At 68.7% G+C, this 24,010-nt stretch carries 24 protein-coding genes; 12 read left to right on the forward strand and 12 right to left on the reverse strand.

The genetic code is table 11. From position 1 onward, the window contains the following. Window positions 1-3: 3 nt before the first annotated feature. Both M9M90_RS05290 and M9M90_RS05295 read left to right on the forward strand, forming a co-directional pair. Window positions 4-1,011 (forward strand): phosphatidate cytidylyltransferase, encoded by a 1,008-nt coding sequence (locus M9M90_RS05290; RefSeq protein ID WP_254836124.1) that lies wholly within the window; start codon window positions 4-6, stop codon window positions 1,009-1,011. Then, entirely contained in the window at window positions 1,011-1,649 is a 639-nt protein-coding gene (locus M9M90_RS05295) for a 1-acyl-sn-glycerol-3-phosphate acyltransferase (protein ID WP_254836125.1), read from the forward strand. Before M9M90_RS05290 ends, M9M90_RS05295 begins: the two co-directional genes overlap by 1 nt. On the opposite strand, the gene M9M90_RS05300 is transcribed toward M9M90_RS05295, so the two are convergent. Then, entirely contained in the window at window positions 1,646-2,299 is a 654-nt protein-coding gene (locus M9M90_RS05300; RefSeq protein WP_254836126.1) for a J domain-containing protein, read from the reverse strand. The genes M9M90_RS05295 and M9M90_RS05300 overlap by 4 nt on opposite strands. Window positions 2,300-2,351: 52 nt before the next feature. On the opposite strand from M9M90_RS05300, the gene M9M90_RS05305 reads away from it, so the two are divergent. From M9M90_RS05305 to M9M90_RS05320, 4 genes are read left to right on the forward strand one after another with little or no spacing between them, the layout of a single operon-like run. Continuing rightward, entirely contained in the window at window positions 2,352-2,627 is a 276-nt protein-coding gene (locus tag M9M90_RS05305) for a BolA family transcriptional regulator (RefSeq protein WP_254837074.1), read from the forward strand. 50 nt (window positions 2,628-2,677) lie between these two features. Continuing rightward, window positions 2,678-3,184, forward strand: a complete 507-nt coding sequence (locus M9M90_RS05310; protein WP_254836127.1) for a 2Fe-2S iron-sulfur cluster-binding protein — start codon at window positions 2,678-2,680, stop codon at window positions 3,182-3,184. Continuing rightward, window positions 3,181-4,125, forward strand: coding sequence for a xanthine dehydrogenase family protein subunit M (locus M9M90_RS05315; protein ID WP_254836128.1), 945 nt, complete (start codon window positions 3,181-3,183; stop codon window positions 4,123-4,125). Before M9M90_RS05310 ends, M9M90_RS05315 begins: the two co-directional genes overlap by 4 nt. Continuing rightward, complete coding sequence (locus M9M90_RS05320; protein ID WP_254836129.1) at window positions 4,122-6,386, forward strand: xanthine dehydrogenase family protein molybdopterin-binding subunit; 2,265 nt, start codon at window positions 4,122-4,124, stop codon at window positions 6,384-6,386. Before M9M90_RS05315 ends, M9M90_RS05320 begins: the two co-directional genes overlap by 4 nt. Here the strand turns inward: M9M90_RS05320 and M9M90_RS05325 are convergent. Both M9M90_RS05325 and M9M90_RS05330 read right to left on the reverse strand, forming a co-directional pair. Further along, a complete protein-coding gene (locus M9M90_RS05325) occupies window positions 6,383-6,685 on the reverse strand; it encodes a helix-turn-helix domain-containing protein (RefSeq protein ID WP_254836130.1) in 303 nt (100 codons plus the stop codon). The genes M9M90_RS05320 and M9M90_RS05325 overlap by 4 nt on opposite strands. Further along, window positions 6,652-7,218: a hypothetical protein gene (locus M9M90_RS05330; RefSeq protein WP_254836131.1), complete on the reverse strand. Its 567-nt coding sequence runs from the start codon at window positions 7,216-7,218 to the stop codon at window positions 6,652-6,654. Before M9M90_RS05330 ends, M9M90_RS05325 begins: the two co-directional genes overlap by 34 nt. A 130-nt stretch (window positions 7,219-7,348) precedes the next feature. On the opposite strand from M9M90_RS05330, the gene M9M90_RS05335 reads away from it, so the two are divergent. Next, the gene (locus tag M9M90_RS05335) at window positions 7,349-7,807 is read left to right on the forward strand and encodes a nuclear transport factor 2 family protein (RefSeq protein WP_254836132.1); all 459 of its coding nucleotides are present in this window, start codon (window positions 7,349-7,351) and stop codon (window positions 7,805-7,807) included. Window positions 7,808-7,812: 5 nt separating this feature from the next. Here M9M90_RS05335 and M9M90_RS05340 read toward each other — a convergent pair whose 3' ends face one another. The 7 genes from M9M90_RS05340 to M9M90_RS05370 form a co-directional block, all read right to left on the reverse strand. Further along, window positions 7,813-8,226 (reverse strand): TadE/TadG family type IV pilus assembly protein, encoded by a 414-nt coding sequence (locus M9M90_RS05340; protein WP_254836133.1) that lies wholly within the window; start codon window positions 8,224-8,226, stop codon window positions 7,813-7,815. Continuing rightward, on the reverse strand, window positions 8,216-8,632 hold the full coding sequence (locus M9M90_RS05345; RefSeq protein ID WP_254836134.1) for a TadE/TadG family type IV pilus assembly protein: 417 nt from the start codon (window positions 8,630-8,632) through the stop codon (window positions 8,216-8,218). Before M9M90_RS05345 ends, M9M90_RS05340 begins: the two co-directional genes overlap by 11 nt. Further along, window positions 8,629-9,828, reverse strand: coding sequence for a pilus assembly protein TadG-related protein (locus M9M90_RS05350; protein ID WP_254836135.1), 1,200 nt, complete (start codon window positions 9,826-9,828; stop codon window positions 8,629-8,631). The genes M9M90_RS05345 and M9M90_RS05350 overlap by 4 nt, the downstream gene beginning before the upstream one ends. A 247-nt stretch (window positions 9,829-10,075) precedes the next feature. Beyond that, a complete protein-coding gene (locus M9M90_RS05355) occupies window positions 10,076-10,453 on the reverse strand; it encodes a response regulator (protein WP_371876900.1) in 378 nt (125 codons plus the stop codon). Between the two features lie 200 nt (window positions 10,454-10,653). Further along, window positions 10,654-11,943 (reverse strand): HlyC/CorC family transporter, encoded by a 1,290-nt coding sequence (locus M9M90_RS05360; protein WP_256549232.1) that lies wholly within the window; start codon window positions 11,941-11,943, stop codon window positions 10,654-10,656. After that, window positions 11,940-13,052, reverse strand: a complete 1,113-nt coding sequence (aroB, locus tag M9M90_RS05365; protein WP_254836136.1) for a 3-dehydroquinate synthase — start codon at window positions 13,050-13,052, stop codon at window positions 11,940-11,942. The genes M9M90_RS05360 and aroB overlap by 4 nt, the downstream gene beginning before the upstream one ends. After that, on the reverse strand, window positions 13,049-13,597 hold the full coding sequence (locus tag M9M90_RS05370) for a shikimate kinase (RefSeq protein WP_254836137.1): 549 nt from the start codon (window positions 13,595-13,597) through the stop codon (window positions 13,049-13,051). Before M9M90_RS05370 ends, aroB begins: the two co-directional genes overlap by 4 nt. A gap of 70 nt (window positions 13,598-13,667) precedes the next feature. On the opposite strand from M9M90_RS05370, the gene M9M90_RS05375 reads away from it, so the two are divergent. Together M9M90_RS05375 and M9M90_RS05380 are read left to right on the forward strand one after the other, a co-directional pair. After that, window positions 13,668-14,852: a hypothetical protein gene (locus M9M90_RS05375; protein WP_254836138.1), complete on the forward strand. Its 1,185-nt coding sequence runs from the start codon at window positions 13,668-13,670 to the stop codon at window positions 14,850-14,852. Further along, a complete protein-coding gene (locus tag M9M90_RS05380) occupies window positions 14,849-15,760 on the forward strand; it encodes a site-specific tyrosine recombinase XerD (protein ID WP_254836139.1) in 912 nt (303 codons plus the stop codon). The genes M9M90_RS05375 and M9M90_RS05380 overlap by 4 nt, the downstream gene beginning before the upstream one ends. A gap of 56 nt (window positions 15,761-15,816) precedes the next feature. Here the strand turns inward: M9M90_RS05380 and M9M90_RS05385 are convergent, their stop codons facing one another. Then, window positions 15,817-16,710 carry a glycine zipper 2TM domain-containing protein gene (locus M9M90_RS05385; RefSeq protein ID WP_254836140.1) on the reverse strand — a complete coding sequence of 298 codons (894 nt, stop codon included), beginning with the start codon at window positions 16,708-16,710 and terminating at the stop codon, window positions 15,817-15,819. Window positions 16,711-16,961: 251 nt separating this feature from the next. Here M9M90_RS05385 and M9M90_RS05390 point away from each other — a divergent pair, with 251 nt between their 5' ends. From M9M90_RS05390 to M9M90_RS05400, 3 genes are all read left to right on the forward strand, one after another. Further along, a complete protein-coding gene (locus M9M90_RS05390) occupies window positions 16,962-17,924 on the forward strand; it encodes an acetyl-CoA carboxylase carboxyltransferase subunit alpha (protein ID WP_254836141.1) in 963 nt (320 codons plus the stop codon). Window positions 17,925-18,004: 80 nt separating this feature from the next. Beyond that, a complete protein-coding gene (locus M9M90_RS05395) occupies window positions 18,005-19,000 on the forward strand; it encodes a nitronate monooxygenase family protein (RefSeq protein ID WP_254836142.1) in 996 nt (331 codons plus the stop codon). 8 nt (window positions 19,001-19,008) lie between these two features. Further along, window positions 19,009-20,706 (forward strand): alpha/beta fold hydrolase, encoded by a 1,698-nt coding sequence (locus M9M90_RS05400; protein ID WP_254836143.1) that lies wholly within the window; start codon window positions 19,009-19,011, stop codon window positions 20,704-20,706. An 89-nt stretch (window positions 20,707-20,795) separates the two neighbouring features. Here M9M90_RS05400 and M9M90_RS05405 read toward each other — a convergent pair whose 3' ends face one another. Further along, on the reverse strand, window positions 20,796-23,906 hold the full coding sequence (locus M9M90_RS05405; protein WP_254836144.1) for a TonB-dependent receptor domain-containing protein: 3,111 nt from the start codon (window positions 23,904-23,906) through the stop codon (window positions 20,796-20,798). Window positions 23,907-24,010 lie beyond the last annotated feature (104 nt).

Below are 24,010 nucleotides of genomic sequence, written 5' to 3' on the forward strand. Positions count from 1 at the left end.
GCCATGCGGGTCATGCTCGTGGAGGGCGAGCGGGGAATATCTGGCATGGACGCGATCACGGCCTTTTTCGGCGGGCAGCCGCCGGCCCTGCTGTGGGGCCTGGGCGGGGTGCTGGCCGTCCTGACCCTGGCGGTGGGGATTACCCTGCTGCTGCCCAGGCTGAAGCCGGGCGGCGACTTCACCAACCTGCGCCAGCGCATCTCGTCCTGGTGGGTGATGATCGCCCTGCTGGCCGCCGCCCTGCTCGCCGGCTGGCAGGCGGTGACGGCCCTGTTCGTGGTGGTCTCTTTTATCGCCCTGCGGGAGTTCCTGTCCCTGGCGCCGGTGCGCCGCGAGGACCGGCCCATCGTGCTGGCCGCCTTCGCGGCCATGCTGATCAACTACGGCTTCATCGTCGCCGACGACTACGGCCTCTACCGGGTCTTCATACCGACCTATGTCTTCCTGATCGTGCCCTTCCTGATGGCCTGTATCGGCCAGACGCGGGCCTTCCTGGCGACCACGGCGACCTTCCACTGGGCCATCGTCACCTGCGTCTACAACCTCGGCTACATCGCCTTCCTGATGCGTACTCCGGCCAGCGAGCCGCTGCCGGCCGGAGCCGCGGGCCTGGTCTTCTTCCTGCTGGTGGCCACCGAGGCCAATGACGTGGCCCAGTACGTCTGGGGCAAGCTGTTCGGGAAGCGGAAGATCGTCCCCAAGGTCAGCCCCAACAAGACCTGGGAGGGCTTCCTGGGCGGCTGGGCGACCACCGCGGCCCTGATCTGGTTCCTGGGGCCCGTCTTCTCGCCGCTCAGCGGCCTCGGCCTGGCTTGCCTGGCGATCTTCCTGCCCATAGCGGGCTTCGCCGGCGACGTGACCATGAGCGCCATCAAGCGCGACATCGGGGTGAAGGACACCAGCGCCCTGATACCCGGCCATGGCGGCCTGCTGGATCGCGCCGACAGCCTGACCTTCACGGCCCCGCTGTTCTTCCACATCCACGCCTACTTCGCCCTGAGCCACTTCTGATGCGCTGGCTCCGTCGTCTCGTCCTGGTGGGCATCGCCCGTCCCATCGCCCGCATCTTCACCGGCGCCGATATCATCGGGCGTGAGCGCCTGCCGCTGAAGGGCCCGGCCATCCTGGCGGCCAACCACGCCAGCCATGTCGACACCATCCTGATGCTGACCCTCTATCCGTCCAAGGCGCTGGACCGGGTGCGGCCCGCGGCGGCGGCGGACTACTTCCTGAAGGGCGGCCTGATCAGCTGGCTCTCCAACACCATCATCGGCATCGTCCCCGTCCACCGCGACAAGGCTGGGACCGGGGTCGACGTCCTGGCCCCCGTGCGCGAGGCGCTGAAGGCCGGCGACATCGTGCTGATCTTCCCGGAAGGCACACGCGGGGACGGGGAGGAGATGTCCGACCTGAAGAGCGGCGTCGCCCGCCTGGCCGCCGACGTGCCCGAGGCGCCGGTCTATCCGATCTGGCTGCAGGGCGCCGGCCGGGTCCTGCCCAAGGGCGAGGTGGTGCCGGTGCCGATGAACTGCACGGTCCTGGTGGGCGAGCCCATCTATTGGCAAGGCGACCGCAAGGCGTTCATGGAGGCGCTTCGCGTGGCGTTGGAAGACCTCCACGCCAAGGCCCCGCCCCAGCGCTGGGCTTAGGCCATCTTGGCCTTGCGAAGGACCTGGTAGGCCTTGATCACCCGCTGCAGCTTGTGCTCGGCCGAGCGGTCGCCGCCGTTGCTGTCGGGGTGGCAGCGCTTCACCAGTTCGATGTAGCGGGCACGGATCTTCGGCGCGTCTGCGGAGTCCTCGAGGTCGAGGTCGGCGAGCGCATTGCGCTCCAGCTTGCCGATTCGCCGGGCCTCCGGAGTCGCCACGCGGGCGTTGGGTCCGCCGCCACCGAACAGGTTGAACGGGTCGCGATAGCCCTGGCCCTTGCCGAAGTTGTGGCTGGCCGCCGCCGATTCCCGCGAGAACCGGCTGGCCTTGAACTCCCAGGTCGGGCGGTCGCCGGCCGCGCTCTGGGCCTGGCGCTGACGCACCTCGCCCTCGCTCATGCCGGCGAAGAAGTTCCACTGGCGGTTATATTCGGCCGCATGACCCTGGCAGAACCAGTAGTGCTCGTTGAGCATGTCACGGGATTTCGGCGCGCGCGCGCTTCCGGCCAGGCGGCATCCCGCGTGGTCGCAAGCCCGTTCCCCGGGCTTCAGCGCATAGACGTCGTCATCGGCCTGTGCGGCCTCTTCGGGGGTCGGTGGACGCACCCGGATGTCGACAAACTTAGGCTTGTATTGAAACGCGCCGGCCATGACCCAAGTATGAGGCTCCTAGAGTCCCTTTCAAGAATTGAACTTGATGCCGATGGGCGCCATATTTGAGACCATCCACGACAAGCTCACCGCGGCGTTCTCGCCCACCCGCCTGGAAATCCAGGACGATTCCGACCGGCATGCCGGCCACGCGGGCGCGACACCAGGGGGAGAGAGTCATTTTAACGTATTGATCGAGGCAGAAGCCTTCGCGGGAGCGCCCAAGGTGGCGCGACAGCGGATGGTCTACAAGGCCCTGGCTGAAGAATTGAACGGGCCCATCCATGCCCTTTCGGTCAAGGCGCTGGCTCCTGGAGAGCCGAGCTAGAATAATTTCCTGGTTCGCCGGTTCACGGCGGCCCCGCCTGGGGAGGCGACATGAAGACGACGATGACCGTCAATGGCGAGGCGAGAACGCTCGACCTCGATCCGCGCACGACGCTGCTGGACGCCCTGCGCGAGCACCTGCGGCTGACCGGCTCGAAGAAGGGCTGCGACCACGGGCAGTGCGGCGCCTGCACGGTGCTGGTGGGCGGGGTGCGGATCAATTCGTGCCTCAGCCTGGCGGTCATGCATGACGGCGACGAGATCACCACCATCGAGGGGATCGGAACCGAAGCCGCCTTGCACCCGATGCAGGTGGCCTTCCTGGACCAGGACGCCTTCCAGTGCGGCTACTGCACCCCGGGCCAGATCTGCTCGGCGGTGGGGATGCTGAAGGAGGCCGCAGACAACTGGCCTAGCCAGGCGACGGAAGACCTGACCGGCGCAGTCTCGCTCACCGACGCCGAGATCCGCGAGCGGATGAGCGGCAACATCTGCCGCTGCTCGGCCTATCCCCAGATCCTGGCGGCGATCCGCGACGTGGCGGGAGACGCCGCATGAGGCCCTTCACCTACGAACGCGCCGCCGACGCCCTTTCGGCCGTGAAGGCCGTGGCCTCGACCCCGGGGGCCAAGTTCCTGGCCGGCGGCACCAACCTGCTGGACCTGATGAAGCTCGACATCGAGCGGCCGACCCATCTGGTGGACGTGGGTCGCCTGCCCCTGGCGGGGATCGAAGGCGCCGACGGCGGCGTCCGGCTGGGTGGCGCGGCGACCAACAGCCAGGTCGCGGCCGACGCCACGGTGCGGGCGCTCTATCCCGTCCTCGTCCAGGCCATCGTCTCGGGCGGGTCGGGCCAGCTGCGCAACAAGGCCACGGTGGGCGGCAACCTGCTTCAGCGGACCCGCTGCGCCTATTTCTACGACACCACAAAGCCCTGCAATAAGCGCCAGCCCGGTTCGGGCTGCGGCGCATTGGAGGGCCTCAATCGCAACAGCGCCATCTTCGGCGCCAGCAATCACTGCATCGCCACCCACCCCTCGGACATGGCCGTGGCCCTGACCGCGCTGGGCGCCAAGGTCGAGACCCTGTCCCCCGACGGATCGTCGCGGACCCTCGCGGTGGCCGACCTGCACCGCCTGCCCGGCGATACACCGCAGATCGAGACCGACCTGGTTCCCGGCGAGCTGATCACCGCCGTGGTCCTGCCGCCGCCGCCCAGGGGCGGACAGGCTTATGCCAAGGTCCGCGACCGGGCCTCCTATGCCGGAGGACTGGCCAGCGTGGCGGTGGCCGGCGGCCAGGTGGCCTTCGGCGCCGTGGCCCACAAGCCCTGGCGCGCCGAGAAGACCGAGGCCGCCCTATCGGCCGGCGCCTCACCCGCCGAAGCCGTCGAGGCCGAACTGGCGGACGCCCGGGCCAACGGCCGCAACGCCTTCAAGATCGATGTCATCCGCCGTCTGACGGCGGCGACGCTCGCCGAGCAAGGGAGGGGCGCATGAGCTCCGTCAAGGATTGGGCCGCGCCCAACCCCATCACCGAGAACCGCGGCGGGCTGATCGGCAAGGGCGTCGATCGCTACGAGGGCAAGCTGAAGGTCACAGGGACGGCTCCCTATGCCTATGAAGTCGAGCCGCCTTCGCCGCCGGCCTTTGGCTACCTGGTGACGGCCGCCATCGCGCGCGGGCGGATTGTCCGAATCGACACCGCCGCGGCCGAGGCTTCGCCGGGCGTTCAATTCGTCTGGACGCACCACAACGTGCCGACTCAGGCCGCGCGTGGCAGCCGCGCCAATCCCCGCAGCCAGCGGCCCTCCAATCCCGCCCTGGTGGGCGACCGGATCGAATATTTCGGCCAGTCGGTGGCTTTCGTCGTCGCCGACACCTTCGAGAACGCGCGAGCCGCCGCGAACCTGGTCGAGGTCGAGTACGCCGCCGAGGACGCCCTGGTGAGCTTCGAGGCCAACCTCGATGCGGCCGAACAGCCTCCCGGCGAGGAGGACGTTCACATCGGCGACTTCCCGAGCGCCTACGGCTCGGCGCCGGTGAGCGTCGACGAGACCTATGTCAGCCCGGTCCAGAACCACGTGCAGATGGAGCCGGTGGCGACCTTGGCCTGGTGGGACGGCGACAAGGTCACGGTCCACACCTCGATCCAGATGGTGAAGGGCGGCCAGCATGCCCTGGCCGAGACCCTGGCCATCCCCAGCGACCGGGTCCACCTGCTCACCCGCTATATCGGCGGCGGCTTCGGCGGCAAGGGCCAGGCCTATGACGACCTGATCCTCGCCGCCCTGGGCGCGCGCGCGCTCGGGCGACCGGTGAAGCTCGCCTACACCCGCCAGCAGATGTTCCACGGCACCATCCACCGGCCCGCGGTGATTATGCGCGTGCGGCTGGGAGCCCAGCCCGACGGACGGCTGACCGCCTTCGCGGTGGAGGCGACCACCCACTGCGCCCGCAACGCGATCTTCACCGAGCACGCGGCCAATTTCTCGCGCAACCTCTACGCCGCGCCCAACCGTCTGACCGGCCACCGCCTGGTGAAGATGGACCTGCCGGGCGCGGGGCCCATGCGTGCGCCGGGCGAGGCGCCGGGCATGCTCAGCCTGGAATGCGCCATGGATGAGCTGGCCGAGAAGCTGGGCATGGACCCCATCGAGCTGCGCCTGCGCAACGAACCCGACGTGGATCCGGAGACGGGCAAGCCCTTCTCGATCCGCCAGTTGATCCAGTGCCTGACGGAAGGCGCCCAGCGGTTCGGCTGGGATCGCCGCAACCCCAAGCCGGGTCAGGTCCGCGACGGGCGCTGGCTGGTGGGCATGGGCATGGCCTGCGCCATCCGCGGCAATTTCCTGCTGCCGGCCAAGGCCGGGGTGCGGATCGACGCCGACGGCACCATCACCCTGCGCCAGGGCATGACCGACATCGGTACGGGCACCTATACGATCCTGGCCCAGATCACCGCCGAGACCCTGGGGGTCTCCATGGACAAGGTGAAGGTGGAGATCGGCGATTCCGAGTTCCCGCCGGCCCCGGGCTCCGGCGGCCAGTTCGGGGCCGCCACGGCGGGCTCGGCGGCCTACGAGGCCGGCATGAACCTGCGCCGGGCGCTGACGGAACTGGCGGTCAATGACCCGAACTCGCCGCTCTATGGCGGACCGGCCGAGTACGTCACCTTCGAGAACGGCCTGATCGGCATCGAGAACCGTACCGAGGGCCTCGCGGCCCTGGTGGCCCGCGCCGCGCCGGAGGGGGTCTATGTGGAGGGCTCGATCAGCCCCGCCGCCGACGCCCGCGACTATTCACAGCACACCTACGGCGCCCATTTCGCCGAGGTCGGGGTGGACACGGTCACCGGCGAGGTTCGCATGCGCAGGATGTTCGGCGTGTTCGCGGCCGGCCGCATTCTCAACGCCAAGACCGCCAAGAGCCAGATCACCGGCGGCATGATCTGGGGCGTGGGCACGGCGCTGACCGAGGGAAACGCCGTCGATCCGCGCTACGGCTCGTTCATCAACCAGGACATGGCCGGATACCTGGTGCCCAGCCACGCCGACATCGTCGACCTGAACGCCATCTTCCTCGACGAGGCCGACGACAAGGCCAATCCCATGGGCATCAAGGGGGTCGGTGAGCTGGGCATCTGCGGGGCCGGGGCGGCGGTGGCCAACGCCATCTACAACGCTGTTGGCGTGCGGCTGCGCGACTATCCGATGACCCCGGACAAGGTGCTGGCCGGCATGATGGCCAAGGGGCTCTAGCGCCGCCGGGCGGGCCGAACGGGCGTCCCGCGATAGGCCGAAGGCGTCACCCCGTGGGCGGCGCGGAAGGCGGCGGTGAAGTGGCTGTGGCTGGAGAAGCCCAGGTCTAGGGCCAGGCCGGCGATTTCCTCTGTCTCGGGCAGCAGGGCGAGCGCGCGGGTCAGGCGCAGCCTGCGCTGATATCGGCCGATAGGCGTGCCCTCGGCGCGGTGGAAGATTTCGGCCAGATAGACCGGAGAGACCCCCAGGGCCCGGCCGATCCGGGTCAGCGACAGGGGCTCGCTCGCCTGGGCCAGCATCTCCTTGACGGCGGCGACCAGCCGCAGCGGCCGCGGTCCCACGGGGTCGGCGCGGGGCGGCTGCGCCCGAGCGCCGAACGCAGCAGGCGCAGGGCGGCGTCCTCGATGCTGAGACCGTCCTCGCCTTCGCCGCGCATCAGGGCCGCGGCCAGCCGCTGGGCGGTGTGCGACGCCGGGATGGTCAGCTCGTCGAACCGGACGAGGCCTTCGCCGACCAGCTCCTCCAGATGTTCCTCGGACAGCGTGAGGATGAGGGCGCGCACGTCATCGTCGGCCAGACGGCGGTCGCGGGAGACCAGCCCCGGCGTGATCATCAGCACCTGGTTCGGATCGCAGATCGCCTCGCGCCGGCCGGCCTTGAAGTGGAAGGTGCTGGCGATGGGGATCAGGATCTGGCGCTCGTCCGAAAGCACCTCCCCGGTCCAATCGGGGGTCAGGCCGTGGGCCGTGGCGATCTCGACGCGCAGGGGCCCGCCGTCGGCGAGACGCCGCCGCGTCTCATGGAAGGCGTCGGGGCCGGGGCGCTGGTTCACCGGTCGAGCATGACCCCCGGCGCGGTTGCGGCGCTATCGGAAAATTCAGGTCGGGCGACCTGAAGATCCTGAAAGCCCGGCCGAGTCGACGCCGCTAGGGTCCGCACCCGAGACGCCAGGAGTATCGCCCGTGGACCCGAAACTGATGAGCCTGTTCCTTGCGACGGCGGCGACCTTCGTCGTGCCCAGCCTGGCGCGGGCAGGGCCGGAAGACGACTGCGGGGCGGTCTCGGCCCTCGACCTCGCCTACCAGGCCGCGGTGAAGCGCAATGACGCCGCGGCCATGGACGCGATCCTGCACGATGACTTCACCCTGGTGCTGGGCGACGGCCGCGCGATCTCGCGCGACGATCTGCTGAAGGAGGCGCGGGCCGGTTCGATCACCTACGAGCAGCAGGACGAGGACCCCGGCACTCAGACCGTTCGGGTCTGGGGTGACACCGCGGTGGTGACCGCCCGACTATGGGTGAAGGGCGTCGACGCCAAGGGCGCCTTCGATCGCCGCCTGTGGTTCAGCGACACCTATGTGCGCACGCCCAAGGGCTGGCGCTACGCTTTCGCGCAGGCGTCGCTGGCCCTGCCGCAATAGCCGGCCTAGGTCGCCGCCTTGAGCACGGTGGTCTTGTTGATCCGGTAGGGGATGCTGAAAGAAGCGAGGCCGGGGATACCGAATTCGGCGACATAGTAGGCGGTCAGCCGGGCGACCTTCCCCGCGGCGATGGTCTCCGTCGTGAGCGTGACCGTCACATCGGTGTTGGCGGTGACGTCCAGGTGGCTCGTCACGATGGCCTGGGCCGCGGCCTGGGTGAGCTTCGGATCGATCAGCAAGGCGCGGTTGGCCCGCTCCATGGCGCTGCGGACGCTGGAGAGCCTGTGCTGGGTCCAGCCGAACTGCATGATGGCAAGCAGCAGCATGATCATGACCGGCGCGACCAGGGCGAACTCCACGGCCGAGGTTCCGCCCTCGCTCGCCGCGGCCCGAAGCGCTTTGCGAAGCCTAGCGGACACGGACGACCGTCCGGTCGGTGACTTCGCGACCATCGCGATGCAGGGGCGCCGTGGCCGTCAGGGTCACATAGACCGCCGGCGGGCGGCTGGCCGGGCAGAGGTTGGCGCAGGGCGCCACGACTTCGCCGCAGCGGCAGGCCCGCGTCGTCATGACGACGCCTGCCTGGGGCTTGTTGCGCCAGCTGGACTGGGCCAGGGCGGTGGCGACCGCGTCGTCGGATCCGCCGTTCATGTAGTAGTGGGCCCCGACCTCCAGCGCGCTGCGCATCTCCTGGCGGCTCTCGCCGAATTGCCAGATGGCGAAGGATGCCGCCGCCAGAAGGGCGATCGCCGGCGTTATGAGCGCGAACTCGGTGGCCGCCACGCCGCTGCGGTCACGATGGAAGGCGCGAAGGAGGGTCCTCATGCCGTCAGCCTCACGAGATTGAGCAGGGGGATCGCGGTCATGCCGTAGGCGCTGCAGTCGACGCCGACAGTGGCGTTTCCGGTCCATTGGATGATGCGCGCCACGACCTGGGTGCAGCCGTTCTGCCCGGAGAAGTTGCCTTGGTAGTCGACCTCCTGGGAGGCGTAGTAGATCGCCCCGGTCATCTGCGAGCTGGCGTCGCCGAGGAACTTGTTGCTCCCGCCCACGGTGTTCCGATCACCGAAGAAGAGGATGCCCGAATAGACGCCGCTCGCCGGTGCGGTGAGGTCCACATGGGCCGAGCCATTCATCTTCACGTGGCCGCCGCTCGTGGTGTAGATGGTCACTCCCGAGCCCGTGACGCTGGCCGTGGCGTTCACGGTGAAGTCGCCCTCGACGTAGTAGACGCCGGGATTAAGGGTCAGGTTTCCCTTGGCGGTCAGTCCGCTGCAGTAGCGGCCGGGGTTGAGCGTTCCATTGTTCGGAACCGGCTTGCAGGCCCCGCTGGGCGTCGGCGCCGCCACGTTCTTGTAGGGGTCGGCGACCGGCGTCTGCCCGGTCATCGGGACGTCGCACTCGCTCATGGTCAGGCCGGTGGTGGCCGTGACCCCGCCCGCGGCGATGACGCAGTCCGTGGACAGCTTGGCCGAGCCCTGCACATTGACCGCGTTCGCGGCGACGGAGTTGGCCATGACGCTGCAGCCGTCGAGGGTCAGGGTCGAACTGCCGGAGAATTGCGCCGCGGCGCCCGCGGTCGGATCCAAGGCCAGCAGGCAGGCGCTGGCGGCGGAGTTGTAGGTCGCCACCGCGCGGCTCGACAGCTTCACCTCGTTCTTCAGGAAGAAGGCGCTGAAATATCGGGGCGCCTCATCGCGCAGGATCACCTCGACCTGGCCCCCGCCGTTCTGAGCCGTCCGGGTGACCTGAATCGTGCCGGGCCCGATGTCGAAGCCGTTGTCGGCGACAGTGAGGTTGGCAACTGTCAGGATATCGGCCTCCGAAGAGCCCGAGCGGTCCTCGATGGCCGCCGCGTAGGCCGCGGCGTCCGCCGCTGACTGCATCGCCTGGTACTTGAAATACCAGGAGGTGGTCTCGATCCCGAGGGCCGATCCGCCGATCACCAGCGGCAAGCCCAATGCGAACAGGACGGCGACGTTGCCGCGCGTATCCTGAGCGAACACCTTGCGTGTCGACATCCTCGCCCCCGATTTCAGATCGTGAGCACAGCATGCCGGAGCGTGCTAAATCCTGGCCTAATCGAATAAGTTAATTCGGAAAAAATCCAACAATCCGTTGAGAACAGACCGACGCGTAGTCCGTATTAAAGATAATTAGGAAAAATGGATTCAGCATGCCCTGAGTAACAGCGGTCGAATTACTTTCGCTGCTGAATCAGGGCTCAAGCGCGCCGTGTGTCGCTGGCGTTGCGCTCCGGCGTCGAGGTCAGGGGACCTTTGCGCGGAGCTCGCCGAGGATCCGGGCCAAGTCGCCTTCGCGGAACGGCTTCTGCAGGACCATCGAACCCTTGTCGACGTCGCGCAGGCCGGCGTCGCCGTAGCCGGTAGCGAAGGCGAAGGGCGCGCCCTTCGCCCGCAGCAGGTCGGCGAGCGGGAAGATCGGCTGCCCGCCGAGATTCACGTCGAGGACCGCGCAGTCGAGTTCGGCGGTGTTGGCCAGTTCGATGGCCTCATCGAGCCGCGAGGCGGGACCCACGACCTTGCAGCCCAGGTCTTCCAGCATGTCCTCGATCAGCATCGAGACCATCATCTCGTCCTCGACCACGAGGACTCGAAGGCCCGCCAGATCAGGAATCTCGCTCATTCTCGCTCCCAAGCCCCGGGACTCTCCGACGTCGCCACAAGAGCAACGCCGAACGGATCATAGTCAAGTCCGCGCGCCAGGGCGAGGCTGTCCGACGGACGACACCCCCAGCATCGCCCGTCGGACCAGAATCGCGATTCCTCGCGGTCCACTGTGACGATTGAAAGCGTTCCATTGGCGGGTGTCTGTCGCATTCCCGACTATTGGGATTCAACGGCGTCTTGAGGCGGCGAAATGCGCAGGCAGGTGATCTGATTTCGCTCGCGCTTGACCACCTGGAAGCGATGGCCGTGGAAGGTCCAGGTCTGGCCGACCTTGGGGATGGTCTGGGCCTCGTGGATCACCAGGCCGGCCACGGTGACGGCGTCGTCGTCCGGCAGGTTCCAGTCCAGCGCGCGGTTCAAATCGCGGATCGCCACCCAGCCGTCGACCATCACCGAGCCGTCCGGTTGAGCGCGTACGCCCTCGAGCGCGCTGTCGTGCTCGTCCTCGATCTCGCCGACGATCTCCTCGAGGATGTCCTCCAGGGTGATCAGGCCCTGCAGAGAGCCATACTCGTCCACCACCAGGGCGAAATGGCTCTGGCGCTTGAGAAAGGCGTTGAGCTGGTCCTTCAGGCTGGTGGTCTCGGGAATGAACCAGGCCTCGCGCACGATGGCGGGGATGTCCAGCTTCTCGAATGCGGCGTTGGAATCGGCCATTGCCACCAGCAGGTCCTTGGCGTGCAGGATGCCGATGATGTTCTCGGTGTCGTTGCGATAGAGCGGGACGCGACTGTGGCCGCTCTCCAGCATGGCCGCCACGAGCTCGCGCGACGGCAGGTCGGCGTCGATCATCGAGATCGACTTTCGGTGGACCATCACCTGGGTGACGTCCATTTCCGACAGGTCCAGCACCCCGCCCAGCATGTGGCGGTCACGACTCTCCACCAGGCCCTCGGAGTGATGATACTCCACCGCGCCGCGGATCTCCTCGTGGGCCGCCAGCACGTCAGTCTCCATGGACAGGTTGATGCCGAAGGGCTTGAGCGTCTGGCGCACGATCCACTGGGCGCCGTTGGCCAGCGGCCCGAAGATCCGCACCACCCAGTAGGTCGGGATGGACAGCGCCCGAGCCACGTCGTCGGCGCGGGCGATGGCCAGGGACTTCGGCAGGATCTCGCTGAAAATGACGATCAGAACGGTCATCACTACGGTGGCGATCAGGGCGCCGACCGGACCGGGGAAGGCCGTGGAGAGGGCCAGGGTGGTCAGCGCCGAGGCGCCGATATTGATGACGTTGTTGGAGAGCAGGATCGCTCCGATCATCCGCTCCTGATCGGCGATGAGCAGATTGACCCGCCGGGCGGCGCGGTCGCCCTCGCGCTCCAACTGGTGCATCCGGCCGCGGCTGGCGGCGGTCATCGAAGTCTCGGCGGCCGAGATCAGTCCCGAGAGGCCCAGCAGGACGACCAGGACCGGCGCCAGGCCGGCGAGGATCGCGAAGATCACGGGGAGGCTCCTTCAGAGATCAGGAAGTCGCGGACGGCCTGGGCGGAGACATCCTTGGCGACGAACGCGTCGCCCAGGGCGCGCGCCAGGATGAAGGTCAGCTTGCCGTCCTCGGCCTTCTTGTCCTGGCCCATGTGGCGGACCAGCCGATCGGCGGCGAAGGGCGCGGCGGCGACGCCGGCCAGGCGGGTGGGCAGGCCGGCGGCGGCGATGGCCGCCTCGGCCCGCTGGGCGTCCTGGCTCGGGCAGAGCCCCTGGGCGGCGGAAAACCGGAAGGCGATGGCCGAGCCCGCCGCCACGGCCTCGCCGTGCAGCAGGGACTCGCCGAAGCCGGTCTCGGCCTCCAGGGCGTGGCCGAAGGTGTGACCGAGGTTCAGCAGGGCACGGCGGCCCGCTTCCTTCTCGTCCTCGGCGACGATCTCGGCCTTCATCTCCACCGAGCGGGCGACAGCGTGGCCCAGGGCCTCGGGGTCCCGCGCCAGGACCTGCGGCCCGTGCGTCTCCAGCCACTCGAAGAAGGCGAAGTCGCCCAGCAGGCCGTACTTGATCACCTCGGCGTAGCCGGCACGCATCTCGCGGTCGGAGAGGCTGGCGAGCACGTCGAGGTCGGCCAGGACCGCCAATGGCTGGTGGAAGGCGCCGATCAGGTTCTTGCCGCGGGGCGTGTCGATGGCGGTCTTGCCGCCCACCGAGGAGTCCACCTGCGCCAGCAGGGTGGTGGGGATCTGCACGAAATCGATCCCGCGCTTGTAGATCGCCGCGGCGAAGCCCGCGAGGTCGCCCACCACGCCGCCGCCGAAGGCGGTGATCACGTCGCCGCGGTCCAGCTCCAGGGCCAGCAGGCGATCACTGACCTCGGCGAGGCCCTCCCAGCTCTTTGTCGGTTCGCCAGGCGGCATGACGATGGGATGGCAGGCTATGCCGGCCGCCTCCAGGGCGGCGGTGAGACGGGCGCCGTGCAGGGCCCAGACGGTCTCGTCGGTGATCACCGCGGTGCGCGGGCGCTTGAACAGGGGGCGCAGGCAGGTCCCGGCCTGGTCCAGCAGGCCTGCGCCGATGACCACGTCATAGGCGCGGTCTTCCAGGCCGACGCGGACGGTGCGGTTCATCGAGGGTGGTCCTGCAGATGGGCTGTCATGGCCTGGATCACCTGGTCGACGGTCACATGGTGGGCGGCGTCGCCGGTCTCCACCACCACATCGGCCTCGGCATAGAACGGATAGCGTGCGGCCGCCTGGGCCTGCAGCACCTCCAGCGGATCCTTGCCGGACAGGAGCGGGCGGTTCTCCTTGCGCGACACCCGCCGCGCCAGCACCTCAAGGTCGGCCTTCAGCCAGACCGAGATGGAGCGGGACTTGATCAGGGCGCGGGTCTCGGGGTTCATGAAGGCGCCGCCGCCGGTCGCCAGGACATGCGGCGGATCCTCCAGCAGGCGCGCGATCACCCGGCGCTCACCCTCCCGGAAGGCGGCCTCGCCCAGGTCGGCGAAGATGTCGGGGATGGAGCGGCCGGCCGCGGCCTCGACCTCCGCGTCGGCGTCGCGGAAGGGCAGGTCGAGCGCGCTGGCGAGCCGGCGGCCCACGCTCGATTTCCCAACGCCCATGAGGCCCACGAGGGTGATGGTCCGGGCGCGTAGCTGTGTGTAACGGTCCATGAACGGCGAAGGTCTACACGAGCAGGGCCCCTCGCGCCAACTTCAGGCGTTGAGTTAGGTTGAGGTGGTCATGGATCGAAGGTTCATCGGCATGGCGCTCGGCGCCTTCCTGGTCTCCAGCGCGGCGAGCGCGCAGGAGGTGGCGGTCACGCCCTTGGCCGCGCCGGACCATTTTTCGACGGCCGGCCGCGATACCGGCCTGGGCGCGGACCTTTGGCGCGGAACCTCGCCCAGCATCGCGCGCACGGTGATCGTCCTGTTGGCGACCAAGCCGCTGTCGCCGGCCGGCCGAGGCCTGGCTAGCCGGGTGCTGGCCACCGGCGCAATCGGTCCCGAGGGGCTCGGCCAGGACTCGGGACTGGCTGGCGCGCGGGTCTCGGCCCTGCTGGCCCAGGGCGCCGTGGCCGAGGCCGGCGCCATCCTCGACCGCTCCTCCGGCCTGGATCGCTCGCCGGAACTTGCCCGCGCGGCGGCCGAGGCGGCCTTGCTGGCCGACGCCCCGGACCGGGCCTGCACGATCGCCGCGCAGCTGGCCACCGGCCGCGACGATATCTACTGGCTGCGCCTGCGGGCCTATTGCCAGGAGCGGGCGGGGGAGGCGGGCGCGGCTCAGCTCACCTTCGACCTCGCCCAGAGCCAGGCCCGCGACGCGGCCTATGGCCGGCTGATGGGGGTGAAGCTGGCGGGGGGCGGCGATCCCGGCCCGGCCTCCCTGCGCAACGGCCTCGACTACGCCCTGTCACGCGACCTCTCGCTGAATCTAAGCCAGGCCAAGGCCTCGCCGGCCGTGGCCGCGGCGCTGGAGCGTGGCCAGGCGACCCCTACGCCGGACGATCCCGTCCTGGCCGACGCTTTCAGCCTGACCAAGACTGGCCAGCCGGACGCCGCGACCCTGGCCCGACTGATGGACCGCGCCGCCGTGGCGGACGCTAAAGCACGTCCCAAAGCCCAGAACGCCGCCCTGATCTTCGCCGCCCTCGGCGCGCCCTCCGATCCGAAAGCGCGCGGAGAGCTGGCGACCTATACCGGCGCGGAGGCCAAGGCCTCGCCCTCGCGGATGCTGGCCCTGGACCTGGCGGCCGACCGCAAGCTGGTTGGCGAGACCGCCCTGCTGGCCCTTTGGGTCGCGGCCGACGCCGGGGCGGCCGGGCCGCCCACGGGCGACCGGGTCCGCATCATCCGGGCGCTGAGGATCGTCGGGCTGGATCAGGATGCGCGAGCCTATGCGGCCGAAGGCCTGGCGGCGCAGCGATGAGCGGCGCGGGCTGGGTCGAGGCCTTCCTGGAGATGATGGCGGTCGAGCGGGCCTCGGCCCGCAACACACTCACCGCCTACGGTAAGGACCTTGTCGACGCGCAGGCCTTCCTGAACGCCCGGGGCGGCGACCTGGCCGCCGCCTCGGCAGAGGACATCGAGAGCTATTTCGCCGCGCTCAGCGACCGGGGCCTGTCGCCCGCCACCGCCGCGCGGCGCCGCGCGGCGGTGCGCCAGTTCTACCGCTTCGTGCTGGGCGAGGGCTGGCGCTATGACGACCCCTCCCGGCGAGTGGAGTCCCCCAAGAAGGGCCGGCCCCTGCCCAAGGTGTTGAGCCGCGCGGAGGTGGACGCCATCATCGCCTCGGCCAGCGCCCGGGACGGGACCCAGGGCCTGAGGCTCGGCTGCATGGTGGAGCTGGCCTACGCCTCGGGCCTGCGGATCTCAGAACTGACCGCCCTGCCGCTGGCTGTGCTGGCCCGCGACCCGGCCTATCTGATCGTCAAGGGCAAGGGCGGCAAGGAACGCCTGGCCCCGCTGAACGTCGCGGCGCGCACGGCGGTGAGGGCCTATCTGGAGGTCCGAAAGAGCTTCCTGCCCAAGGGCGACGCCGCCAATCCGTGGCTGTTCCCCTCTCGCGGCAAGGGCGGGCGGTTGACGCCGCGCCGGTTCGCCCAACTCCTGGACGAGGCTGCCGCCGACGCCGGCATCGACCCGGCCCGGGTCAGCCCCCACGTCCTGCGCCACGCCTTCGCCACCCACTTGCTGGAGGGCGGAGCCGATCTGCGCGTGGTCCAGAAGCTCTTGGGCCATGCCGACATCGCGACCACCCAGATCTACACCCATGTGGCCGGCGAGCGTCTCGCCGAGGTGGTCGCCACCAAACATCCGCTGTCCAGGAAGAGCTGAGCCCAACGAAAAGGCCGCCCGCGGGAGCGGACGGCCTCTCGTCTTGTAGCGGGCGGCTAGCCGGTGATGCGGTAACGGCCCTCACGGTCCGGGCAGACCCGGACGTAACGGTATTCATCGCCACTGATCGGCGCCGGCGCCAGGCGGCAGCGCTGACGGCTGTAGTAGCTGTAGTCGTACTGGCCCGAGCGGCGGCCGCGCTCGTAGCGGCTCTCGCGGTACGGGACGGTCTGGTCGTAGCTGTAGTAGTAGCCGGCGTCGTCGCACTTGGCGTTCTCATGGGCCCGGCCGACGCCGGCGCCGATGGCGCCGCCGACCACGGCGCCGAGCACCGCGCCTTCGGTGCGGGCGTTGCGCGCCGCCACGTTGGAGCCGAGCGCCGCGCCGGCCAGGGCGCCGATCAGGCCGCCCGCAATCGTGCTGTTGTTGCTGCGGCGATCGCGGCAGGGATCGGCATAGGCTCCCGACTGCGACCCATCGCGGCCGTAGTCGCCCGCGGTCCAGACCGGCGGCGGACCGTAGCGCCGCTCATAGGCGCCGGCGCCGTTGGTGCGATCATAGCTGCGGCGATCGGCTTCATACTGCTGGAGCTGGCGCTCGTAGGCGTTGCGGTCCGACCACCGCACGGTGCGATAACGGTCGGTCCAATAGGAATCGTCCCAGGCGGGCGCTGGGCCATAGACGCGGACATAGGAGCCTGAGCCATAACGGGCGTCATAGCGGGCGCGTTCGCGCTCATAGGTTTCGCGGCGCTCTTCATAGCTGGCGCGGGCTTGTTCATACTGTTCGCGCCGGTCGGCGTAGTCGGCGCGGTCGTTTTCGTATGTGCGCAGGTCGCGCTGGTACTGCTCGGTCGGTTGGTACTGCTGGCTCGGTTGGTACTGGGCGAACGCCGGCGCGGCCGTGGCCAAGGCGGCGGTCGCGACAAGGGCGATCTTGATGGCTCTCATAGTAGACTCCTGACGTCAGGCGCTGAACACGCCAATTTCTGAAGGGGAGCCTCCCGCCAGCCTCCCGCCGGACGTGGGTTCGGTTCAACCTCGGCATCCAAAACGCTCCTCTAGGGTAGAGGTTGCACGGGCCGCCGAGGGCCAGTCCAAGGCGATGAAACCACAAGCTGCTCGCCGGACTTGTTAGGCTGAAGGTTCCCGCCTAATTTCCGCCCCTTCCGCAGACGGAAGCGAAACAGAAGAATCCTCGAATGGCCGCGCACTACCTCGAGTTCGAGCGCCCTATCGCCGACCTCGAAGCCAAGATCGAGGAGCTCTCGAAACTGTCCGATACCACGGGCTCCGGCTCCCTGGACGGCGAGATCGAGGCCTTGCGCGCCCGCGCGCGCGACATGCGCAAGCAAGCCTATTCCAAGCTGGACGCCTGGCAGAAGACCCAGGTGGCGCGCCACCCCGAGCGGCCGCACTTCGTCGACTATGTCGGCGGGCTGATCGAGGAGTTCGTGGAGCTGCGCGGCGACCGCAAGTTCGCCGACGACCAGGCGCTGATGGGCGGACTCGGTCGCTTCCGCGGCCAGCCGGTGGTGGTCATGGGCCACGAGAAGGGCCGCGACACCGTCACCCGGGTGAAGCACAACTTCGGCTATGCGCGGCCCGAGGGCTACCGCAAGGCGATCCGGCTGATGGAGATGGCCGAGCGGTTCAACCTGCCGGTGATCAGCTTCGTCGACACCCCGGCCGCCTATCCGGGCGTGGGATCGGAGGAGCGCGGCGTGGCCGAGGCTATCGCGCGCTCGACGGAGAAGTGCCTGATGCTCAACGTTCCCATGGTGGCCGTGGTCACCGGCGAGGGCGGATCGGGCGGCGCCCTGGGCATCGCCTGCGGCAACCGCGTGCTGATCCTGGAGCACGCCATTTATTCGGTGATCCCCCCCGAGGGCGCGAACTCGATCCTGTGGCGCGGCTCGCGCACCGCCGAGGAAGCCGCCAAGGCGATGAAAATCACCGCCCAGGACCTGATCGGCATGAAGATCGTCGACCGGATCATCCCCGAACCGCCCGGCGGCGCCCATTCCGACAAGGAAGCGGCCATGAAGGCGGTGGGCGACGCGGTGGCCGAGGAGTTGGAGTTCCTGGCGCCCATGAGTGTCGAGGCCCTGCGCAAGCAGCGCTCCGACCGCTTCTACGCCATCGGACGCTCCGGACTGCAATAGCAAGAACATTGCTCAAACGGCTTGCCTGACGCCCCGGCGCCGGGTTCATTGTCTTCCAAACAGCTGTTTGGGAGAACGTCATGGCCCTTAAGACCCGTTTCACCGAGCTCGTGGGCGTCGAGCATCCGATCGTCCAGGGCGGCATGCAGTGGGTCGGCCGCGCCGAGCTGGTCGCCGCGGTGGCCAATGCCGGCGGCCTGGGCTTCATCACCGCCCTGACCCAGCCCACGCCCGACAAGCTGCGCGAGGAGATCGAGCGCTGCCGCAGTCTGACCAAGAAGCCGTTCGGGGTGAACCTGACCATCCTTCCGGCGATCACACCGCCGCCCTACGCCGAGTACCGGCAGGCGATCATCGACTCAGGCGTGAAGATCGTCGAGACCGCCGGCAACAAGCCGCAGGAACACGTCGACGAGTTCAAGAAGCACGGCATCCTCGTCGTCCATAAGTGCACCTCGGTGCGCCACGGGCTGTCGGCCGAGCGGATGGGCGTGGACGCCATTTCCATCGACGGCTTCGAATGCGCCGGCCACCCCGGCGAGGACGACGTGCCCGGCCTGATCCTGATCCCGGCCGCCGCCGACAAGATCAAGATCCCGATGATCGCCTCGGGCGGCTTCGGCGACGCGCGCGGCCTGGTCGCGGCCCTGGCGCTAGGCGCCGAGGGCATCAACATGGGCACCCGCTTCATGGCGACCAAGGAAAGCCCGATCCACCAGGCGATCAAGGAGCAGATCGTCGCCAACGACGAGCGCGCCACCGACCTGATCTTCCGCACCATGCACAACACCAGCCGGGTGGCGAAGAACGCCATCAGCCAGCAGGTGGTGGCGCTGGAGAGACAAGGCGCCAAGTTCGAGGACGTGCGCGAGCTGGTCGCCGGCACGCGGGGCCGCAGCGTCTACGAGGTCGGCGACAATGACGCCGGCATCTGGTCGGCCGGCCAGATCCAGGGCCTGATCCACGACATCCCGTCGTGCGAAGAGCTGATCCACCGGATCGTCGCGGAGGCCGAGGAGATCATCACCGGCCGCCTGGCGCGGATGGTCGGCCACCGTCAAGCCGTTCCGGCCTGACGCCACGAGTGACGGCGGCGCCCCCAGGCAAGGCCAATGTCTCCCTGATGGTGGAGGCGTTGTACGCCGTCGCGGCCGAGCCCGACCGCTGGGACCAGTTGGTCGAGGCCCTGGGCGGGGCCTCGGCCGACAGCGCCGAGCAGGATCAGATCCAGGCTGAGGCCGCCGCTGGGGGCCTTGTCCCCGTACGCGCCAATCCGGCCGCCGCCAGCCAGGCGGGCGTGGTGCTGATCGGCCCCGGCGGCGGCGCCGTCGCCTGGAACGCCGGGGGCGCGGCGGCCTTCAAGCAGCGGCTGGGCCTGGTCGAGGCCCACGGCCTGAGGTTCTTCAATCCGGCCAACCACGAGGCGCTGGACGCCGCGCGGCGGCGGCTGCGCGAGACCGCCGGCCGCCAGGTAATCGTCAAGTTCACCCAGGCCGACGATGAGGCCCCGCACTTTGCCTATGTGATCCCGGCCCGGGCCCTGCCGGCGGCGCTGGCCGCCGACCTGCCGCCGGTCGGTGAACTGGGGGAGGGCGCCGTGGCGGTGGTGTTCCCGGCCGTGGAGACCACCGACCGGCTGTGGGCCACCATGCGCGACAGCTTCGGGCTGACACCGGCCGAGACGCGGGTGGCCGCCCGGTTGAAGGACGGCCTGACCCTGAAGGAGGCCGCCGACGACCTGGCGATCAGCGTCAACACCGCGCGCAACCAGCTCCGCGCGGTGTTCGACAAGATGGGCCTGAACCGCCAGAGCGAGCTGGTGAGAGCGCTGACCCAGCTCGGCTCGCTCTCGGGCGCTTTCGGCCAGGAGGCCCCCGCCGCCGCGGTCGCGGCCACCGAGCGCGGGGCCCTGGCGGCTGCTCCACCGATCCGTGTCTTCAAGCTCGCCGACGGACGCCGGCTGGCCTGGCGCCACTATGGAGACCCCGAGGGCCGGCCGGTGTTGGTGTTCCATCAGGGCCTGGGCTGCAGTGTCCTGCCGCGAGGCTCCGACGTGCTGGCCCGCGACCTCGGCCTGCGCCTGATCGCGCCGGAACGGCCCGGAGCAGGACGCTCCGACCCGCGACCCAACTTCACCTTCCAGGGGGTTGGCCGCGACATGGCCGAAATGGCGACAGGTCTGGACCTTGGGCCGGTGCGGATCGCCGCCTTCATGGCCGGGGCGCCCTTCGCCCTGGCGGCCGCCGCCGAACTCGGCGGGGGAGTCGATCGCCTCCTGCTGGCCTCCGCGCGGCCCTCGGGCCAGATGGTCGAGACCGAGCAGGACGCGGGCCACCCAGGGGTGCTGTTTCGGCGACGGATCCTGCGCAACGCCTGGCTGGCCGACACCCTGTTCGCCCTGATGCGGATGCAGCTCAACCGTCGGGGAATCGAGCGCTACGTTCGGGCTGCGGCCTCGGCGCCCAGCGATGCGGCCTATCTGGCCGCGCACCCCGGCGTCATGGATTTCATCGTCGACTATATCGGCGAGTCCCTGGCGGTCACCCACCGTGGCATCGCCGACGAGGTCCGCTGCGCGGCCAGGAGCCCCAGCCTTGATCTCGTGGGCCTGTCGGCGCCGATCAGCGTCTGGCACGGCGCCGACGACGCCATGTCCAGCGTCGATCAGGTCACCGCCTGGCTAGGCGGCCGCGCCGCCGAGACACGGGTCTTCCCGGGGACCGGCCACTTCCTGCCCCACAAGCACTGGCCCGAGGTCCTGGGCTGGCTGGCCCAGGACTAGGATCCAAAACAAAACCGCCGGCGCGAACGCCGGCGGTTCCGTTGCTCTCCAGCGAGGCCCCCCGCGTGAGGCGGACGACCCTCTAAACCCTAGAAGCGAGCGGTCAGGCCCAACTGATAGTAGCGGCCGAGGAAGTCGTAGGTGCCGTATGCGTTGGCCGAGTTCGTCGCGCCCCACGGCGGCTCCTTGTCGGCGACATTGCGCACGATGAAGCGGAGCTTGAGGTTGTCCATGCCGACGCCCATCCGCTCGGCGAGATTGTCGAGCTTATAGGTGAAGGCCAGATCGTGGAGGATGTAGCGCTTCACGGTCAGCGGGAGGCGCGTCTCCGGGGTGAAGTCGTTGTTGAACTCCGATTCCCCGATGTAGTTCATCGTCCAGATCACCGAGAACGGATCACGCAGATAGGCGCTTTCCAGCTTCCAGCGGAAGTCGGCGTTGCCGATCTCGTTCTTGTCGTCGTTCAGATCGAAGCCGAGGCCGGTGACCGACGTCTCCTGCTTGTTCACGTGGAACAGGTCGAAGTTGAAGTTCAGGCTGCCCGGGTTGCCGCCCAGCCAGTCCTGCATGTCCGACAGGTCGGCGAGATTGACGTTGTAGTCGATCCCAAGGGTGAAGCCCTGGAAGTTGGTGTAGCCGGCGTTGATGAAGCCGGTCTGCGGGCCGATCGAGGTGACGCCCCCGCCATTGCTTTCGCCGTTGGTCAGGATCTGCCCCTGCCGCGCGGCGGCCAGGGTGGCGTTCCCGCGCAGGAAGCGGTTGCAGGCGTCGGCGGGCGGGTTGGGCGAGTCGTAGCAGACCTGCAGGATCGACGTCAGGTTGAAGTTCGAGATGGCGTTGGTCAGGTCGATATTGACCCAGTCGAACGAGACCGCCAGGCCGGGAACGAACGATGGCTGATAGACGAAGCCCGCCGACCATTGCTCGGCGATTTCGTTTTCCAGGTTCGGGTTGCCCGAGGTGTTGCCTTGGGCGGTCGACGCCTGGATCTGCGAGGTGAGCGAGAAGTTGGCAGGCAGGCCCAGGGCCTGGAACGCCGCCTCGCAGTTCGCCCGGCGGGTGGCCGGGTTGGGGCCGGTGCCGATGTTGCGGAAGTCGCAAGGGTCGGTGGCCGTAATGAAGCTCGTCGCGTTCGGCAGGTTGACTTCGGTGATGGCCGGGGCCCGGAACGACCGGCTCTTCTGGGCGCGGAGCAGCAGGTCCTGAGTGGGGTACCACCGCAGACCGTAGCTCCAGGCCTTGTCCTCGCCGGCCTGGCTGTGATCGATCTTGCGGTAGGAGCCCTCGATCTCCAACCGATGGAGGCCCGGCAGGGTGAAGTCGCCGCCGAAGATCGGCGCCAAGCCTTCGACGTACATTTCCTTGGTGTCGAACTTGCCCTGCAGATTCGAGATCGCGGCCGAACGGCCGACGCCCAGTTCCTGCGGAGCGTTCGGATTGAAGTCCGACTTCTCGCGGCGATACTCATAGCCCACATTGAAGCTCAGCGGGCCAGCCGGCAGGTCGATGAGCTCGCCGCCGAAGTTGCCTTCATAGACCGTCTGCAGCAGGGCGAAGTCGCTCTGGAACCGCACGCCGATGTATTCGAGCGCCGCCTGGCTGGGCGAACCAAGACCGAACATGTTCAGCGGGGCGCAACCCGCCGCGCGCGCCACGGGGTCGCGGCAGACGACGGCGCCGCTGGCGTCGCGAACGGCGTCGATCGCCTGCAAGAAGCGGCTCTGGATGACGTTCGGACTGGTGAAGCTGCCTTCTGAACGGCCGAAGTTGGCCGACACGTTCCAGTAAAAGGAGCGGTCGAGCAGATCGAAGTCGCCTTCGAGTCCGGCCACCGTGCGCAGGGTGTCACCCTCGGCTTCGGTCTTGTTGTTTCCGATATCGACCGAGGCTCGCGACAGGAAGAAGATCGCGTCGCCGGGCGAAGCCGTGTCCGCGGGCAGGGCCGTCGGTTGGGAAAGCAGGGCCGCGCGAGTCGCCGCCGGCAGGAACGGGTTGGCGGTCGAGAACCGCAGCGAGGCCGAGTTACCGCCGAAGAGCGGGGCGTTGTAGATCGGCTGGTTGAACGGCTCTTCCGACTTAAATGAGCTGTAGAACAGCTCACCCTTCACCCGAACGCGATCGGTGATGTCGAAGCGGGCGAAGCCCGTCGCAACGTGGCGGTCGACGGGCGACTGCAGCGAGCTGAGCTCAGCCAGGTTCAGCCCGTTGCCGCCAGAGGCTACCGAGCCCGAGTAGAACGTGCCGGCGCTGTAGGGGATCAAGGCGCCGCCGGGGCCGAACTGCGCCGTTACGCGCTGGCCCGGATTGGTCGGATCGGCGATCGTGAGCAGACCCGAGAGGGCCGAGCCGCCGGTGCGGAAGGGCAGGCCGCCCGTGGTGGTTTCCGGGATGCGGCGATTGAGGATGATGATTGCGCCGGGGATCGCGTCGGTCCCGCTGGTGTTCTGCGGGTTGGCGGCGAAGGTGAGCTGACGCGCCGTGACGGGGCGATCGGTGAAGGCCAGCGGCGAGGTCTCGTTGTACTCGTAGCTGCCAGCCAGGTTCAGTCGACCGTCCAACAGGTTCGCGCCGGCGGTGATCCGGGCGCGCCACGACTCGGCGTCGCCCTGCTCAGAAACACCGTACTGACCGTCGAACTCGAGGCCTTCGAACTCTTGCTTGGTGATGATGTTGATGACGCCGGCGATGGCGTCCGAGCCGTACACGGCGCTGCCGCCGGCTTGAATGGTTTCGATCCGGTCGACCAGACCGGTCGGGATGACGTTCAGGTCGACTTGGCCGCCGGCGTTGGCGCCAGTGAAGATGGAGGCCGGGTTGCCGCCCACGAAGCGGCGGCCGTTCACCAGGGTCAGGGTGCGGTTCGAGCCGAGGTTGAAGATGTTGATGAAGTTACGGCCGACGCCAAACGAGCCTTGGTCGCCGATCGGGCTGACCGGGATGCCGGTGGAAGGCAGGTCGTTGAGCGCGTCGGCGACGTTGGTGTAACCGCGCTCGTCCATCGCCACGCTGGAAATGATCTGGATCGGTTGAACCGAGGTCAGGTCGGGACGGCGGATGCGCGAACCGGTGACGACGACTTCATCGACGTCCACCTCTGTGGCGCGGTCGGTCGTCTGGCTCTGCGCGAAGGCCGAGCCCGGCAGGACCAGGCAGGTGACGGCTGCCGATCCGAGCAGCACTGTGCGAAGGAGGTTGTTCATTTGGCTTTTCATCTGGCCCCCCGGCCTTGGGATGAACGAGAGGTCGCCGGACGGGTGACCCGGCGCCGCGTTTGATTTCGCCGGTGGCGCGTCCAGCCGGTTTC

Source organism: Phenylobacterium sp. LH3H17, assembly GCF_024298925.1.
Classification (GTDB): domain Bacteria; phylum Pseudomonadota; class Alphaproteobacteria; order Caulobacterales; family Caulobacteraceae; genus Phenylobacterium.